This is a genomic window from Yersinia alsatica, assembly GCF_025133195.1.
Taxonomy (GTDB): Bacteria; Pseudomonadota; Gammaproteobacteria; order Enterobacterales; family Enterobacteriaceae; genus Yersinia; species Yersinia alsatica.
The window spans coordinates 3,568,851-3,585,410 of the sequence record NZ_CP104006.1 but is presented as its reverse complement, the minus strand read 5'-3'; the positions used below and the strand labels follow the sequence as shown (position 1 = coordinate 3,585,410).

Genomic DNA, 16,560 nt, shown 5'->3' with positions numbered 1-16,560 from the left:
AACAGATGATTATTGAGGCCACTTTGACTGAAGCCTAAAATGCAAAACCGGGCTTAATTGCCCGGTCTGTTTACCTATATTTTTTAACCAGTATTAGAAGTTGTATTTAACTCCCAGCATTACAGCTGTATCGCTGTAACCTTTGTTACCAATTTGCTGGCCGACATTACCCCAGACATTCACTTTCTTATTAATCTGGCCTTCCACACCCACTTTCAGCTCACCAATATTGGCCGCACCGTCTTGCTTAACCGTCATACCGTCCATCGTAGTGCCGAAATCATTAGTATTGTGGACCCAGTTGGCTTCCACAAACGGTTGGAATACACGATCTTTACCTTTATCCTGATCGGCGTAGCCATTCATAAAGGCTTTCACCCCCAGACGGGTCTGGATGTTTCCATCACCTTCACCGGAGATATTTGTCCCATTGGCTTCTTTATGGTCATCGGCTTTAACACCCATCCATGTCACCTGCGCTTTCGGCTGGATAAAGTAACTGGCGTTTTTCGACGCATTCTCACCGATTTTAAAGGTATAGCCACTTTCGACTGAGGCGCTTACGCCCTTAGACTTGTACTCTTCAGAAGCTAAATCCTGACCATTGACCGTGTTGTTGAACCAGCTGTATTGCGCCCAACTATCTACGTATAATCCGGACTTATCTTCGCTATTCGCGTACCAGGTACCGTATACACCGGCGCTGTAGCCGTCGATTGAGCCTTTAGAGCTATAGCCAGACACTTGTGAAACAGTCGTACTCTTGCTATTGCCATATCCAGCCATAACACCTAGATGGAAACGGTCCGTGTTGTTATTACTCCACTGAGCAATATCACCGCCCAGTTGCAGGACATAACGATTAGCTTGTGTATTCAATTGCCCCGATGCATCACGTGAACGGTTATGCCCACCTTCGTTACGCAACCACAGGCTGGTCACTTTATGTTCACCGGTCAATGCATCAATATATTGGGTTTCACCCATGCGGTCATTGAGACTCGTTATAAACATGTTATTGGCAGTTGCCAGGTTAGCAGTGTAACTGCCAGCTTCTGGCCGTTCGACCATCACTGGTGGTTCAACAGGTTCAACAAGTGGAACTGTTGTTGCTGTGCTGGTCAGATACCAGTTGCTGGCATTTATCCCTACACCACGCGCCAGAGAGTAATCATAGGCACCGGCAACAATACGCCCCTGCTTAACAAACTCACCGCTTGACAGCCCATTAACCTCAATCAGTTCGATACCATTCAATGTTGTTGCGCCACTGCCACCCAAGTTAGCCACGCCCACACGAGTTGTGCCAGAAGTATTGCCATTAACGACTAATTTATCAGTAGCTGAAGTGTCATTATTTAATAGAGAATTAAAATTGAGCAAGCCATCGTTGCCGATGTAATTACCGGATACTGTCAATACAGTACCTGGTGCACCATTAAGGCTTACCGTGCCGCTGTTGCTCAGGCTGTTCAGTGTTTGGTCAAAACCAGCTAAATCCAGTAGTCCCGCGGTATCAACAAGATAATCAGAAACTGCACTGAAGCTGTTTGCTGAACTTGCCTTTAAAGTGCCGCCATTAACAGTTGTCGTGCCGCTGTAGTTATTGACACCATTGAGTACCGTAGTTCCGCTGTAAACTGCCACTTTACCAATACCATTAATTGCAGAATTAAATTGATAATTGGTATTCGTATGGTTAAAGACAATTGAACTATCGCCGTTGCCTAAGGTGATAATTGGCGTATTAATATTTCCAGCAGAGGTTGCAGCATAACCCGCGGCACTCCCAATATTCAGCACACCGGTCGAAGTAGCATCGTTAGCAATTATTATATTATCTGTTTTAACGAAACCATTGTTATTGATGGTAAGTGAGGTGTTACCACCATACTCACCGAAACGCATATCACCGTTGTTAATCCACGTGGAATTGGCCCCTGTGACTAAAATGTCACCTCTTGACCCTGAAGCGGCACCCACATAGCTGCCAGCACTAGTTAAACTCCCACCATCAGAGACGACTACTGAGCCATCCCCATTCGAACCTACCATCAATAAGCTAGCGTTTTGCCAAGCAGAACCGGCCCCTGAGATATTTACTCGGCCAGTGGCATTGTTTCCGGCACCAACATAACCCGAATTATCTGTAACAATACCACCATTAGTAATATTTAGAGTGCTATCAGAACCTACTGATGCGGAACTTGAACCAATTTGAAGGGCTTGAGCATTATCCCAACGAGAACCAATACCGGTGATTTCCACCAGTCCGATAGAGTCATTAATATTTCCACTTTGACTGGTTACCACGCCGCCATCAGAAACAATCATGGTGGCAGGGCCATTAGTCCCTATATCTAGCAATGTACCAATTTGCCAGCGAGAACCTGTACCACTCACTTCCACATAACCGGTTGACGTAACACCTGCGGCAACACTTGCTTTTGTTGTCGTTGTAACAACTCCGCCGTCGGTGATTTTAAGGCTACCATCGCCTTCATGGCCGATAAACATACGGTTACCAGCATTCCAGATTGAGCCTGGGCCTGTTACTTCGACACTACCGGTAGAACCTGGATGGTATGCAATATCAGCATCATTTTGGTTAGTGACTACAGCACCATCAGCGATTCTCATCTTGCCATTGCTATTATCTTCACCACCAATCCGTAATCCGCCACCGTTGATCAATTGCGAACCAACCCCACTGACTTCAAGGTAACCAGTAGCTCCAACACCAAAACCAATATGTGTCGTGTTAACTGGGTTGTTTACAACGCCACCATCTAATATTTGTAATGTGCCACTCCCGTTATAGCCAACAAAGAGCACTCCGTTATTTATCCACTTAGAGTCAGAGCCAGTAATAGTCACCTGACCGGTAGCCCCCGAGTTATTACCGATATAACTCCACAGTCCAGCGGCTACATTTCCGCTGGTCAACGTTCCACCATCGAAAATATCCATAATACCTGCTGCTGTATTACCGATTATTAGGACCCCGGGAATATCCCAACCAGCATTGTCAGGTATTACATCACCCGCAAAACCGATGTCAGCATAAGAAGTTGTGGTACTAATCGTAGATATAATAGTTAAGGCAATACAAGATAACTTACAATTAAAAGAACTCATGTTAAGTAATAACCCTGATATAAAATATGATAAAAAGAGTGAATTTATTAATATGAATTTTCGTTTACTTTTTAAAATACATATGAACGTCAAGCTAATTACTTACAACGATAATTCATGAGCTCACAATAACGTGATCTAAGTCAAAAAATAATCAGATTGCAGGGCTGATTTTGTAGGAATGTTCCTGTTTTTTAAATATCTTATTTTTTGCATCCAGATAATTAGCTGAAAATAATATTCATATTAATCATTGCATTAATTTTTTTATAAATATGCTTGGGTGTTGAACCGATTTGTTTGATGACAACCAAAGGCGAATAACACTGCCACTGATGGCTGTTCTTGACGATATTAATAAGTCAGGAAAGGGTAGCGTGCGGTGTGCGGTGTGCGGTGTGCGGGGTAGGGGATACAAAGGGGCTGGCAAATGAAAAGAGAAATGCTATCACCTGGTTATACAACGTGCTGGTCTGAGTTGCCACTGGTTAGGTGAACAATGAAAATGATGAGGTCAAGTAGGGGGAGTGAGCGACCAACAAACCGGGCGAGATTACGAACCATAACTCGCCATAACTTTTCCTTGGTATAGCTATAGTTATTTCCGTTCAAGCATATTGGATTTGGCTTAAAGGCTACCTAGCAAACATCTCTGACACTACATATCCAGCCACAAAAGCAGCAACTATGAGGACGATAACAACTACAGTGCTATTTATTTTCATACATCCTCCAGTGGACGTAAAATTAAACTTAGTACGCTAACTGAGATAGTAAGTCATATCACCAATTTTTATACCATTGCCTAGCAAGGCTATGGTTATCACCGCTACAGCAGAAATAGCGATTACCGTAGCCAATACTAAAATGACAGGAATTACATACTCTTTCATCTATCTTCCTTGCCTATCTACAGGCTAATCGTTAGCTACCTAGTCAATAAATCAAACACCAGAAAGCCAAACGACACAACCGCAACAATGATGGTAGCCGCAAATAAGGTACTATTAATTTTCATTTTACCACATAGATTGATTGAGCGCTTTTTCGGGGCACTTATAGGTATCCCGCTAAACCGAACTAGTCACTTTTAGAGATATTTCAACATACTGAATTGATTGATTATTAAGCATTCTGGCGGGTATTCCATGAGTACACTCAATAATGGTACTGGCATATAAGAGTTAACGCAATCTCATGCATAATTAATAAAAATGAGAATTATTATCAACAACAGTTAAACAAACTAACTTATTTGATTGATTAGTAAGCATGCTGAATCAATGATGAGAGCGGCTATTACGAGCACTGAAAGTAATAGTCAAATCGTCCGTCGCTTTAGGTATGGCGGCTAATCATGGAGGAAGTTACGATGAAAGATATATTAAAAGGTTTACTGTTAGTCGGTGTTATGTCTGTATCTGCGGGAGCTATGGCTGAAGAATGTAATCCTTCCAGCAAATGGTGGCCCTATTGCAATGATCCTGCTACCGGGCCAGATGTAGGCACTTCTGAGTATGCACATTGTCAAGCTAATGGCGGATGCACTAATCCTTAGATAAGCATGAAGAATCCCTATGTTGGGAGTCTAGTTTAATATGCTCAGTATTATCGCCAAACCGTCTACGGGCGGTTTTTACATATCTAGCCCTCAGGTGAATTAAATAAAGCACAAAAGCTCCTCTGAGATAAAGAGAACTGGCAGCCATTGAGCGATATGATTCAATAAAGCAGGGGCAGGAGAAGAGCAGGCTAGTCACATATTCAACGCCACATGGCGAAATTGCCCCAGAGTTGAGAAAAATGATTCGTTTGGTCAGAGAGTTAAAACCGGCGATATTAGTGAATCGCTCAGTAGTGGAATAGTAAATAGAAAAGGTGCTTAAAAGTCTCGGTGTTACTTCGCTAACACTCTGTTAAACAGCCATTCAGGTTTCACAACCTAACGTGATATAGTCCAATATTTACGGAAGAATTAATTTGAGTAACTCATCCATTCGCCTTAACAAATACATTAGTGAGAGCGGCATCTGTTCGCGTCGTGATGCAGATCGTTATATTGAACAGGGAAATGTTTTCATTAACGGTAAGCGGGCCGTAATTGGCGATCAGGTCTATGCTGGGGATGTGGTGAAGGTTAACGGTCAGCTTATCGACGCGCGTGATGAAGATGACTTGGTGTTGATTGCTCTGAATAAGCCAGTGGGTATCATAAGTACCACAGAAGATAGTGAACACAATAACATCGTTGATTTTGTTAACCACAGTAAACGAGTCTTCCCTATCGGGCGTCTGGATAAAGACTCTCAAGGGCTGATTTTCCTGACTAATCAGGGCGATTTGGTTAACAAGGTTTTGCGTGCAGGAAACGATCACGAGAAAGAGTATGTAGTGACTGTTAACAAGCCGGTGACTGATGAGTTTATTCTCGGTTTAGGGGCCGGCGTACCGATGCTCGGAACAATGACCAAAAAATGCAAAGTGAAGAAAGTATCGACCTTTGTATTTAACATCACTCTGGTTCAAGGGCTTAATCGCCAAATTCGTCGCATGTGCCAGCATTTTGGTTATGAAGTCACCAAGCTTGAACGTACTCGTATCATGAATATCAATCTGAAAGGACTACCACTAGGCGAGTGGCGTGATTTGAATGACGATGAACTCATCGGCTTATTTAAACTGATTGAGAACTCGTCATCTGAAGAAAAAACGGTTAAAAAAGTACGCGCTAAACCTACTGCAGATAAAAAATCAAATACCAATGGGCCAAAAAAGACCGAGAAACCTGATGGTAACTCTGCTTCTCGTAAGCGATTTTCTCAGCCTGGGCGTAAGAAAAAGGGGCGCTAGATTCGCATAACTATTGTCGGCCTGAGCTCCTCATCAACTCTTTGAGCGAATTTTGCTGCGGGCTGACTTTTATCTATTTACTTAATGGCTGCCGCTTCATGATAGTAGAGTTGAACTCTGCTTTTTTGTAATGAGCGAAGTTGGAGTATCTATATTTTCAACGGGTGCCCGACTAGGGAGCCATTATGTTAATTAATAGACCCTTCCATTTTTTATGTTAACTCAATATGAAAGGGCAGTTTCAGTCATTGATTTATTTTTATGCGAAAGGTGGCTCTTTTTTTAGAATTTTATCGATCACATTTAGTACACCAGAGTCATTATTTGAGTCTGTTTGATACTTTGCTATTTTTTTAATATTTTCAGGTGCGTTAGCCATAGCGAAGCCAAAACCGGCATATTGCAGCATCTCAATATCATTACCTCCATCGCCAAAGGTGACGACTTCTTCATCTTTTACACCCCATATGTTTTGCAATAATTGAATACCATTGGCTTTGTGTACACCGGGTATTATCAGATCGACAGAGCCGTGACCACTGGAGACCGGGGTGACAATTCCGGCTAATTCACTCTCAATAAACGCCATAAATTCAGCCAACTTTTCATTGGGTAGACTTATTGCAAATTTGAATGCTGGCTCATCAACTTGACTAAAATCATCAATAATTTTAAGACGATAGTAATATTTACTCATCGTAGTAAAGAAATCACTGTTGGCAGAACTCAACATGTAAGCTCCGTTTTTGCCACAAATAATGATGTCGATATAGGGTATTGGTAATATTGTGTTTATAACTTTATTTCGATCTTCATCTGATGTTTTTCCACAAAAAATTTCAGTGTTCTCATTGCTGACATAGGCACCATTTTCGGCGACAAATGCTATTTCGTGAGCAATCTCAGGGAAGTAGGTAATTAGCTGATAATATTGATTTCCGCTAGCGACAACAAACTTTATCCCATTATTTTTTAATTGAGAATATTGTGAGCTAAAGCGCTTTCTATCAAAACTCATCTGATCATCGAGAAAGGTTCCATCCATATCAACAGCAATAATTTTAATACTCATTTTATTTCCTTCTTTAATATACCCAAGACGTTGGTTTGACAGAAAATATCTTAACGTTTTTTCATTTAAAAAAAAGCTAGCATAATTCTGCTAGCCGGTAAAATTACCATACTCAGTCACAAATTTTATTTTCAGATAACGTTAACAGACCGCCACCTGCTTATCCCTCTCTGCAGGATTGCACTAGTCGCAGGAATATTTCAGTTTAAAAGCACCTACTGTAATGACAATAAATGTCAGCGCGACAATAGAGAACGCGGTGTAGAGGTCTGTTAGATGGGCAATAAAGCCGATCAGGGCTGGGCCACCCAGAACACCGAAATAACCCAGTGTTGCTACCATGGCAACGGACATATTCACTGGCATAACTTTTTCTTGGCCTGCTAATGTGATCAACACTGGGACAATATTCGCAGCTCCTATTCCGACCAAAGCAAAACCAAGTAATGTAAATTTCCAGTCAGGTATAATGACCGCAACGGCATAACCGACCATGGCAAACAAACTACTTAAGATCAGTACACGTTTGCGTCCCAGGATGCTAACAACCTTATCGCCAGTAAAGCGCATGACCGACATGGTTCCACCAAAAACGGCAAATCCCCAACCGGCATGTGTTATATCTAGCCCACGATCATTCGTTAGAAATACACCACTCCAATCTAATACAGCCCCTTCAGCCATAAAACAAATCATGCACATCAGTGCCATTAATACGAGGCGAAAATTTGGCCGCGGCTTGGCTATTGCAGACTCACTAGGTTCTTTATGATCACCAAAGGGAATTAATTCATTGAAAACTGCCGACGTAATAATTGCTATCAAGACGATGGCAATGAACGTCACGGTAAGAGGCATTAACCCTAGAGCAAACAGGGTTGCACCCCCACCGGCACCGGCAATGGAACCAATGCTGAATAGGCAATGGAAGCCAGACATGAGTGGCTTATCTGACGATTGCTCAACCAGAGAACCTTGAACATTAACTGCTACATCAACCAAACCAATTCCAGCACCAAAAAAGAACAAACAGACTGCCATTAAGGGAAATTGATCAATAATTGCCAAGGTGGGTAAGAAAATACAGGTAAGTACAATACCTAATGACATTATTTTCCTACACCCAAAATGGCCAATAAGTTTTCCGGAGAAAAGCATGGCGAGTAGTGAGCCAGTGCCTAAACAGAGCAAAAGTAATCCTAATGAGCCAGCATCAAACTGGAGCCGATTTTGTGCGTAGGGCACAAGTGAAGCCCACAATCCCATAGCAAACCCAGCGATAAAAAAAACAGCGCGAGTGGATGTGCGTTTAGCACGGGTATCCAGCGGAAAATCAATGGTATAGCTAGACATTAACGGGTTACCTTTCTCGGGTTAATCGTGGTGACATTGGGGTGGATATCAATGTAAAACCACTTTATAAAAGACTTATATTAAGTGGTAAAATATAATGCCAAAGCTTGAGATGTCAAGAACATTCTGGTTAGAAAATGGGTTTATGCTGGGTAATAGATGGCTAAGGTGTTGATGCAGGGGGGTGGATGCTTGATTACTGTCGATTGGCATTATTTTGGCGGCGATAGAATGCTTATCTATAAGCAGCTGTGTGAGCTAAATATCAAAAACTCTAAAATTATTATATGCATCAAGCGTATATTCGGATATTCCATAATGATAATCAGACTTGATTGAGTCACGATAAACAAAATGTGGAATATGTTTACTATCAAACTTTTCCAGTAATTTAACAGTTAGTTCGCCAATACAACTCTGGTCAATTGTACTCCCCGATATAGCGATGGTAGTAGGGTTTATTATTGCGATCAGAGATGAAGCGATATGAACCAGCTTTTCTAGGGCGAGGTTATTTTGCGTATTATGATTGGCTTCGTTTTCTAAATTATCATAGAAAGGAAGTTTTGAAACCTCTCCAGCAAATTGGCTTCCGCCACGGAGCATTTCTCCTGAGATAACAATACCACAACCTGCACAATGCCTTGGTGGCATATATATATAAGCAATGGGATCACTTATATTGCGACAATTATGCCGGTAAAACCCAAATGCGGCATAATTCATATCATTGCCAACCTGAACAAAAATACCTAATTGGTGGCTTAATAACTCTGTTATAGCTAACCCTTCAAGATTGACGATATCACAGGTAAGCACTTTACCATCAACCACGACGCCAGGTAAACCGAGTCCTATTGCCTTGATATTACTGTTCTTATCTATAATATTTTGAATGTGGAGCATTAATTTATCCACGGTAAAATCACTATAAACTTCATTATACTCTTTGATTTTTTTACCATCAGCGGAGGTCAGAGCTGATGATATAATCCCTGAATTACCGATTCCTTCAACATAGATGCTTAATACACTAAAATAATTGGCATTATATTTATAGCGTTTTGCAGGCCGACCACCGCGCGATTCATCGAGAGACTCTTCAATAACTTCTCCCTTTGCACATAATTCATTCAGAATTGTGCCGCAAGTTGCCAGACTTAACCCGGTATGTGTCGATATATCTCCTTTGGTGGCAGATGTCAGTGATTTTAATGTGCTAGCAACCAGCATGATATTTTTTTGCTTCATTTGTTTGGTTGTATTAATCAGCACGGTAGTCATTTTTTTCACCCGTAATTTAATTAAATTGAATATAACATGTTCGTATTTATGAAGGAATAATTATCATAATCTTTGCTCGGAGGTTACAGCGAGTAAACTTTGCTATAAGTTGACTCACTTGTCGACATATCTCATTCAATGTTACCTTCCGTTTAGGTGTGTATCTACTGCGGGTGCCAGCTTGTTCAACTGGCTACATCGTTTGGGGGCTATTTGATGGAATCGCTATTGACTGATCGTCTGTTGTTATTGCCTTTGACGTTACGAGATGCACAGCAGATACAGCAAAAATTTCCAATTTGGGACGTCGTTAAATATCTTGATGCTTCAGCGGTTCCCTGGCCTTATCCCGCAGAGGGTGGTTTAACTTTTGTGCGTGACATTGCATTGCCTAAGATGCAGTGTGGCAGTGGTTTTTTCTGGTCAATTCGCCCTAAAGTTGCCCCTGATACATTGATTGGTGTCATTAATCTAGTTTGTGATACTGAAGATCATCGCGGTTTTTGGTTAAGTCCGGAATGGCAGGGACAGGGGCTAATAAGCGAAGCCAGTACCGCAGTGACCCATTTTTGGTTTACCCAATTAAATCGCCCCTATCTGCGGGTAACAAAAGCTGCGCCTAATCAAGCCTCCGCCGCTATCTCGCGTAAAAATGGGATGCGCTTGATAGGAAGAGAAGAACGAGATTATGTGGGCGGCCATTTCCCGACCGAAATATGGGAGATCAGCCGTGAAGAGTGGCTGAGAAATAATGGGTAAGTAAGAATAGGTTATCTTTGGCGGAATATGACCTGAATTAATTAACAGTGGATGGATATATGGCAAGTAAAAAAAGAGGGATGGGATATATTGCCATCGTAGTTGATGATTACGATAAAGCGATTGAATACTATACTGAAAAGTTGGGTTTCTTTTTACGGGAAGATGAACCACAACCCGGTAAGCGCTGGGTATCAGTGTCACCGAGTGAGGACAGTGAATGCCGCTTATTGTTGGCTCGCGCATCAAATGATCATCAAGCCACATTTATTGGCAACCAATGTGGTGGACGGGTTTTCCTTTTCCTTGAGACCGAGAATTTCTGGCGTGATTATGAGCTGATGAAATCAAAGGGAGTCACTTTCTGTGAGGAACCTCGTAAAGAATCCTATGGCATGGTGGTTGTGTTCGAAGATATCTACGGCAATCGTTGGGATCTTTACCAAAAATAGAAAATCCCATTAAACCCGCCAAGAGTACTGAGTGCTGTATGCCATTCAGTACCTATTTTCTTCCCTCGGTTTAAATCTATCGTTACCACCATTCCCTACGAGTTTTTCAAATAATAATGCTACGCGAAATATTCCCATGCCTTATGCGTGGGTATATCATTGCAAACACAAAGCATTTTGCTTGTGGCGACTATTTTTCGGAAGGGAGTTCGGGTATATGAAAGGAAAGTTAGTGCTGGCAATATTGGTTATGGCCAGTTTCTCATTGCAGGCAAATGAACATCATGGTTGGGGTTACGAAGGTAAGGAAGCGCCGGAAAACTGGGGGAAGTTAAGTCCTGAATTTCATATGTGTCAGGACGGACAAAATCAATCTCCAGTTGATATTCATGGAGCATTGCATAGCAATTTAGCGCCACTGGTGGTGCAGTATATTACTGAGCCTCAGAATATTATTAATAACGGCCATACTCTACAAATCAATGTTGCTAAAGGCGATACTATAGAGATAGATGGTGAGTTATTTACTTTGCAGCAATTCCATTTCCACGTTCCCAGTGAGAATGAAATCAACGGGCAACAATTTCCATTGGAAGCACATTTAGTTCATATGAATGACCAGGGTGAGCTATTGGTAGTGGCCGTAATGTTTAATGTTGGTGCCGCTAATCCAGAACTGAATAAGGCTTGGAGCCAAATTCCTGAAAAGTTAAATCAGCAGGTTGCGCTGAAGGAAGCATTAAATCTAAATGCATTGCTACCGACAGATAAACATTACTATCGATTCAGTGGTTCTTTAACCACACCACCTTGTTCTGAAGGAGTTCGCTGGTTGGTAATGAAAAATCCGCTAACTGTCTCAGCCGAACAAATCACACAATTTAAATCAGCTATTCACCATGATGCAAATAATCGTCCGATACAGCAATATCACGGTCGAGTGATTGTTGATTAAAACAATAAAAGCCCGCATCAAGCGGGCATTTAATTGGCAATCTAATAAAATCCTGATGTTGGCAAAGTTATGTGTCAACTGTAAACACACTAAAACTGACGCTACTAATAGTAGAGGAAAGAAAAATTGTTGGAATGAGTAGAAGAGTAAAGATTTCGAAAAGATAGCATCAGTTATAGTGGCTTTTTTTTGTATGTTATCGTCTTTCAAAGTAAGAGCATTCGCTGCTAGCTTTGGATTGGTGGCAAAAAGCGCAAGGAGATTGCTGTGAGTGTGAATAAGATAAGCTTACAACGGGTTTATGATGTTCAAGCACCCTATCAAGCCAACACTTTTCTCGTTGACCGCTTGTGGCCACGAGGGATCAGTAAGGCCCGTTTGGAAGGGGTGATATGGCTAAAAGAGGTTGCCCCGGATAATGCGTTGCGTCAGTGGTTTCATCAACACCTTGATTGGCCGGAATTTGTGGTGCGCTATCAGGCTCAACTCAACAACTCCACCGCATGGCAACCTTTGTTAGCAGTGCTGAAACAGCAACCTATAACCTTGTTGTATGGTAGCCGTAATGCTGAACAAAATCAGGCGATAGTCTTGCGAGATTTTTTGATTAGCAAGTGTGCGGAAAACTAATAGGCCCTGTTATTCTCAAATCAATATGAACAAAGTGAAACTCAGCCCGCAAGTCTGTTTACTTACCTACGAGCTGAGAATCTGTATTAACTCACCGACTTTTGTTCGCGCAACTCAACTGGCGGTGCTGCAATGACTTCATTTGCCTCTTTGGCTGGCGCTTCTATTGGTTCTGCTGCAACTTCACGGGCGCGTTTGCGCAGGCTGAACCAGCCCGCCACCAACAACAGAGCGACGACCGGCAAAGTGGCAATCGTCCAAGTGCCGTTTGGATAGTCGAAAGCCATCATGATTAACACACCAGCCAAGAAAAATAGCGTTAACCATGATGTCACGGGTGCACCTGGCATCTTGAAAGAGACTGGTTTTGCTGTTCCCTTTTTTATTGCCTGACGTAATTTCATTTGACAGATAATGATAAAGGCCCATGAACTGATAATCCCCAACGAGGCGATATTCAACACAATCTCAAATACTTGAGAGGGGACGAGGTAATTAAGTAGTACTCCGAAGACATAAATTCCAACCGTAACCAGTATTCCGGCATATGGCACTGACTGCGGGCTCATTTTCGACATGAATTTTGGTGCAGAGCCGCCCATGGATAGTGAGCGAAGGATTCGACCGGTAGAATAAAGGCCCGAGTTTAGGCTGGAAAGTGCAGCAGATAGCACCACAATATTCATAATGGTTCCAATATAAGGCACGCCTAAATTACTGAAGAATGTCACAAAGGGGCTTTGACCCGCCTGATAGGCATTCCAGGGCAGTAAACAGACTAATAGGACTACGGAGCCGACATAAAATAGACCAATACGTAGGATGACACTGTTGATAGCCTTGGGGAGCATCTTTTCTGGATCTTTGCACTCTCCGGCTGCGGTACCGATAAGCTCAATACCAGCGAAGGCGAATATCACACCTTGGACTAATACCAATGCTGGTAATAATCCGTGAGGGAAGAAGCCGCCATTGTCTGTTATCAGGCTCATACCCGAGGGGTACCCTGCAACACTTTGGCCGGTTCCGAGAAATACCACACCGACGACCAAAAATATTGAAATGGCGGCGACTTTGATCAGCGCGAACCAAAACTCCATTTCTGCGAACCATTTCACGCCAATCATATTCATTGTCGCAACAATCGACAGTGCTCCTAGCGCAAACAGCCATTGGGGAACATCAGAGAATGTCCCCCAGTAGTGCATATAGAGCGCGACAGCTGTGATATCGACGATCCCGGTCATCGCCCAGTTAAGGAAATACATCCATCCGGCTACATAGGATGCTTTTTCACCCAAAAACTCACGGGCATAAGAAACGAAGCTACCGCTGGTGGGGCGGTGTAGGATCAACTCGCCAAGAGCTCGGAGAATAAAAAACGAGAATACTCCACATACCAGATAAACCAGAGCGAGTGCCGGGCCTGCCATTTGCAAGCGCGCACCTGTGCCTAAAAATAAACCCGTACCGATAGACCCGCCAATCGCAATCATCTGTATATGACGTCGGCCCATACTTTTGTGATAACCAGTATCATGAGAATCTAACCAGCGCTTTTTTGCGGCCTGATGGGTCTCCGTAGAGTGTTTTCCTGACATCATAGACATTCCCTATTTTCCTGTCTGTTGTGCAATCATCGTGAATGTATTACTGCAACCGATTGCTAAAGGTTAATGCATAAATAGCGTCTTAGCGCCTTCAGTTGTTATGGTGTATATCATGAGTATTGAATTACGGGAGGGCATGCTATCGTTTCTATCGTGATGAGGCAAAAAAATATTCACTTATAAACTATTTTTTTTGCGGTATTACCAGAGTCACTAATTGAATGGCTAAGATTAATTTATAATCACAGGGCATGTTGTTATAATAACGTATTCAGCACCTCAATTGGTTAAGTTTAGAGCAGCGGGTAACCTGTTGTTTTGTAGTAGCACTTGATTATATTACTTACTTTAGTTACGAAATATTGTTTTACAATTGTTATTAATACTAGTTTTCAACTGATGTTATTTCGATACATTATGACGCTGCATAAAATGTCCACTCTTCATATTGAGGGGAAATGGCGGTTACTATTTCTATAGGTTCTTTTTAAAATTTATTATTTATTTATACGTAGTGCAGTTAATATCCTCAATAATATTTATTAAGTGATTAGATTGCAGGTGATATGCGCATGTCGCGAATAGATTGTATCGTGGATTTTATCTTATACATAGTGCGCTGACTATCACTGACCGTGATGAGAGAAACCCTTATGGGCAGGCTATAACAGTATGATTCACTGTGCTATTGATGTTAACTGGAGCCGTTCGGATTTATATGATCTGCACTAAAAAATTTGACTGACTAGCATCTAAAAGCATAACAGAGAAATCTCTCTCACCTTAAATTATTTAATTACAAAACCTCAAATTAAGTTAATTAAAATAAACTTGTCTATGTGTTCTCAAATACAGAAGTTCGACACTGCGTAGTGGTTCTTTTGTTTTAGATACAGTGGTATTTTGAACCCGTATATTTACACTTTTCTTTAATGCTGTTGTTTTTCTGTGTTAATAGTGGCTTTTTTAGTGCCAGGTTAGTCGAAATTCTCTAGAGGAATATCGAAAAAATTAAATATTGCTAACCGGTCATCACATTAGATTCGTTACCTTCCGTTCCTTAGTTGCTACCCAACAGTAGGTCTATAATGAAAAAAATAAATCAGGATACCGCGCTTACTTCCACTGAAGAGATTAATATAACAGATAAATATTCAATCAAGAGATTGATGGTAAATATAAATCAGATGAATATAAATACCATGCCGATGGCTTTATTTATGACCATTTCGGCCATTGTATTTATTTCAGCCTACGCCAGTTATTTGCCAAAAAATATGATTGGTGGTTTGGCGGTTATTATGACCATGGGTTTTGTTCTATCCCATGTCGGTCGTCATATCCCGGTATTGAAAGATATCGGCGGCCCAGCCATTTTGTGTTTAATGGTGCCTTCTGTTTTGGTCTACTTTGGCCTATTTCAAACCAATACGCTCGATACCGTTCACTTGCTAATGAAGGAAGCGAATTTACTCTACTTTGTTATCGCCAGCTTGGTTGTTGGCAGCATCCTTGGCATGAATCGGGTGGTACTTATTCAGGGGATGACACGGATGTTTATCCCGTTGGTCGTGGGGACCATCACCGCGGTAGCGACAGGGCTGCTAGTGGGTAAATTATTCGGCTTCAGCCTTTATCACACATTCTTCTTTATCATTGTTCCCATTATTGGTGGTGGAATTGGTGAAGGCATCCTGCCATTGTCATTGGCTTATTCTGCCATTTTGGGACAATCCCCGGATGTTTATGTTGCACAGCTGGCTCCGGCGGCGGTAGTCGGTAATATCTTCGCCATTATTTGCGCTGGCGTGTTGGCCCGTATTGGTATGCGTCGTAAGGATCTGAATGGCGAAGGAATGTTAATTCGCTCAGCACAGGATAATGCCATATTCACCTCACAAGAGGGGCCGAAACAAGCCGATTTCCAGCTAATGGGCGGCGGTTTATTGATGACCTGCGCTTTCTTTATTGTCGGAGGGCTGTTTGAAAAGCTGGTGCATATTCCAGGCCCGGTGCTGATGATTTTGATTGCGGTGATGTGCAAATATGCACAGGTTATTCCGTCGAAAATGGAACAGGGCGCGCACAGTTGGTATAAGTTTGTGTCTACTACACTGGTGTGGCCACTGATGATTGGCTTGGGTATGTTGTATGTGCCGCTGGAAAGTGTGGTGGCGGTGTTCTCTGTCGGGTACATTGTGGTATGTGGAGCAGTTGTGTTATCAATGGCCGCCGTCAGTTTTATCATCGCACCTTATTTAAATATGTATCCAGTAGAAGCCTCCATTGTCACCAGTTGCCACAGTGGGTTAGGGGGGACGGGGGATGTCGCTATTTTGTCAGCCTCTAACCGGATGTCATTGATGCCATTTGCCCAGATAGCCACTCGCATTGGCGGTGCCTCTACCGTGATTGGTGCCACGCTACTATTAGGCTGGATTATGTAGGCTGGATTAT

At 42.2% G+C, this 16,560-nt stretch carries 13 protein-coding genes; 7 read left to right on the top strand and 6 right to left on the bottom strand.

The features are described 5' to 3' along the window. Positions 1–93 precede the first annotated feature (93 nt). Positions 94–3,138 (bottom strand): autotransporter outer membrane beta-barrel domain-containing protein, encoded by a 3,045-nt coding sequence (locus N0H69_RS15965; RefSeq protein ID WP_050151284.1) that lies wholly within the window; start codon positions 3,136–3,138, stop codon positions 94–96. A gap of 430 nt (positions 3,139–3,568) precedes the next feature. On the opposite strand from N0H69_RS15965, the gene N0H69_RS22280 reads away from it, so the two are divergent. Beyond that, entirely contained in the window at positions 3,569–3,634 is a 66-nt protein-coding gene (locus N0H69_RS22280; protein ID WP_072077538.1) for a DUF4113 domain-containing protein, read from the top strand. Positions 3,635–3,899: 265 nt separating this feature from the next. On the opposite strand, the gene N0H69_RS15960 is transcribed toward N0H69_RS22280, so the two are convergent. Beyond that, on the bottom strand, positions 3,900–4,031 hold the full coding sequence (locus N0H69_RS15960) for a hypothetical protein (protein ID WP_256967527.1): 132 nt from the start codon (positions 4,029–4,031) through the stop codon (positions 3,900–3,902). 1,087 nt (positions 4,032–5,118) lie between these two features. On the opposite strand from N0H69_RS15960, the gene rluF reads away from it, so the two are divergent. Continuing rightward, positions 5,119–5,988, top strand: coding sequence for a 23S rRNA pseudouridine(2604) synthase RluF (gene rluF, locus N0H69_RS15955; protein ID WP_050107390.1), 870 nt, complete (start codon positions 5,119–5,121; stop codon positions 5,986–5,988). 259 nt (positions 5,989–6,247) lie between these two features. On the opposite strand, the gene N0H69_RS15950 is transcribed toward rluF, so the two are convergent. From N0H69_RS15950 to N0H69_RS15940, 3 genes are all read right to left on the bottom strand, one after another. Beyond that, complete coding sequence (locus N0H69_RS15950) at positions 6,248–7,060, bottom strand: Cof-type HAD-IIB family hydrolase (protein WP_050146350.1); 813 nt, start codon at positions 7,058–7,060, stop codon at positions 6,248–6,250. Positions 7,061–7,243: 183 nt separating this feature from the next. Then, positions 7,244–8,413: an MFS transporter gene (locus N0H69_RS15945; protein WP_050151283.1), complete on the bottom strand. Its 1,170-nt coding sequence runs from the start codon at positions 8,411–8,413 to the stop codon at positions 7,244–7,246. A gap of 258 nt (positions 8,414–8,671) precedes the next feature. Further along, positions 8,672–9,697, bottom strand: coding sequence for an ROK family protein (locus N0H69_RS15940; protein ID WP_050151282.1), 1,026 nt, complete (start codon positions 9,695–9,697; stop codon positions 8,672–8,674). Between the two features lie 216 nt (positions 9,698–9,913). Here N0H69_RS15940 and N0H69_RS15935 point away from each other — a divergent pair, with 216 nt between their 5' ends. The 4 genes from N0H69_RS15935 to N0H69_RS15920 all read left to right on the top strand — a co-directional run bounded on the left by N0H69_RS15935 (position 9,914) and on the right by N0H69_RS15920 (position 12,493). Further along, positions 9,914–10,456: a GNAT family N-acetyltransferase gene (locus N0H69_RS15935; RefSeq protein WP_050107382.1), complete on the top strand. Its 543-nt coding sequence runs from the start codon at positions 9,914–9,916 to the stop codon at positions 10,454–10,456. A 59-nt stretch (positions 10,457–10,515) separates the two neighbouring features. Continuing rightward, entirely contained in the window at positions 10,516–10,908 is a 393-nt protein-coding gene (locus N0H69_RS15930) for a VOC family protein (protein WP_050107379.1), read from the top strand. A 217-nt stretch (positions 10,909–11,125) separates the two neighbouring features. Continuing rightward, positions 11,126–11,863: a carbonic anhydrase gene (locus N0H69_RS15925; protein ID WP_050151281.1), complete on the top strand. Its 738-nt coding sequence runs from the start codon at positions 11,126–11,128 to the stop codon at positions 11,861–11,863. A gap of 267 nt (positions 11,864–12,130) precedes the next feature. Beyond that, entirely contained in the window at positions 12,131–12,493 is a 363-nt protein-coding gene (locus N0H69_RS15920) for a DUF488 domain-containing protein (RefSeq protein ID WP_050151280.1), read from the top strand. Between the two features lie 86 nt (positions 12,494–12,579). Here N0H69_RS15920 and ansP read toward each other — a convergent pair whose 3' ends face one another. After that, the gene (gene ansP / locus N0H69_RS15915) at positions 12,580–14,097 is read right to left on the bottom strand and encodes an L-asparagine permease (protein WP_050151382.1); all 1,518 of its coding nucleotides are present in this window, start codon (positions 14,095–14,097) and stop codon (positions 12,580–12,582) included. 1,094 nt (positions 14,098–15,191) lie between these two features. On the opposite strand from ansP, the gene N0H69_RS15910 reads away from it, so the two are divergent. Further along, positions 15,192–16,550 (top strand): 2-hydroxycarboxylate transporter family protein, encoded by a 1,359-nt coding sequence (locus N0H69_RS15910; protein WP_050107374.1) that lies wholly within the window; start codon positions 15,192–15,194, stop codon positions 16,548–16,550. Positions 16,551–16,560 lie beyond the last annotated feature (10 nt).

Coding starts and splice junctions, on each gene's coding strand:
- N0H69_RS15950 (WP_050146350.1), bottom strand. CDS start 7,060: ATGAGTATTAAAATTATTGCTGTTGATATGGATGGAACCTTTCTCGAT.
- N0H69_RS15935 (WP_050107382.1), top strand. CDS start 9,914: ATGGAATCGCTATTGACTGATCGTCTGTTGTTATTGCCTTTGACGTTA.
- N0H69_RS15930 (WP_050107379.1), top strand. CDS start 10,516: ATGGCAAGTAAAAAAAGAGGGATGGGATATATTGCCATCGTAGTTGAT.
- N0H69_RS15940 (WP_050151282.1), bottom strand. CDS start 9,697: ATGACTACCGTGCTGATTAATACAACCAAACAAATGAAGCAAAAAAAT.
- N0H69_RS15945 (WP_050151283.1), bottom strand. CDS start 8,413: ATGTCTAGCTATACCATTGATTTTCCGCTGGATACCCGTGCTAAACGC.
- N0H69_RS15965 (WP_050151284.1), bottom strand. CDS start 3,138: ATGAGTTCTTTTAATTGTAAGTTATCTTGTATTGCCTTAACTATTATA.
- N0H69_RS15925 (WP_050151281.1), top strand. CDS start 11,126: ATGAAAGGAAAGTTAGTGCTGGCAATATTGGTTATGGCCAGTTTCTCA.
- ansP (WP_050151382.1), bottom strand. CDS start 14,097: ATGATGTCAGGAAAACACTCTACGGAGACCCATCAGGCCGCAAAAAAG.
- N0H69_RS15910 (WP_050107374.1), top strand. CDS start 15,192: ATGAAAAAAATAAATCAGGATACCGCGCTTACTTCCACTGAAGAGATT.
- N0H69_RS15960 (WP_256967527.1), bottom strand. CDS start 4,031: ATGAAAGAGTATGTAATTCCTGTCATTTTAGTATTGGCTACGGTAATC.